1 protein-coding gene is annotated in these 632 nt (G+C 42.6%); it reads left to right on the top strand.

Annotated features, from left to right (window positions below; all coding sequences use genetic code 11):
- Positions 1 to 632 (top strand): type VI secretion system contractile sheath large subunit (tssC, locus tag R7P74_RS27230; protein ID WP_318123790.1); only part of this gene is annotated, 632 nt, incomplete at both ends.

The raw sequence follows: 632 nt of genomic DNA, 5'->3' as shown, positions 1-632 counted from the left end.
CTCATGGCGTGGGCTGAATTACTTAGTCATGAATTCTGAGACAAGTTCTACGCTGAAAATTCGCATGATTAGCATCACGAAGAAAGAGCTTCATAAAGACTTAAGTAAAGCGGTTGAATTCGATCAAAGTCAAATCTTTAAAAAAGTGTACGAATCTGAATTTGGTAGCGCTGGTGGTGAACCGTATGGTGCTTTAATTGGTGACTACGAGTTTACAAACCATCCAGAAGATATTGAGTCTTTGCGTTTAATGTCGAATGTTGCTGCTTCGGGTTTCTCACCATTCTTGTCTGCTGCTTCTCCTGCGCTATTTGGTTTTGATGAGTGGACAGAACTATCTAAACCGCGCGATTTAGATAAAGTCTTTGAGTCGTTGGAATATGCGCAATGGCGCTCTTTCCGTGAAAGTGCAGATTCTCGTTTTGTAAGCTTAACGATGCCTAAAGTACTAGCCCGCTTACCATACGGCCAAGCGACGTCTCCTGTAGAAGCGTTTGGCTTTGAAGAGTTTGATGTGGATCCTGTGTCGGGTATCGCCGTTAATGCTGATCATAATGATTATTGTTGGATGAACTCATCGTACGTGCTTGGCGTCAAACTGACGGATGCATTTTCTAAGTATGGTTTCTGTA

Source organism: Vibrio sp. 2033 (assembly GCF_033339735.1).
This window is presented reverse-complemented; position numbering and strand designations above follow the sequence as displayed.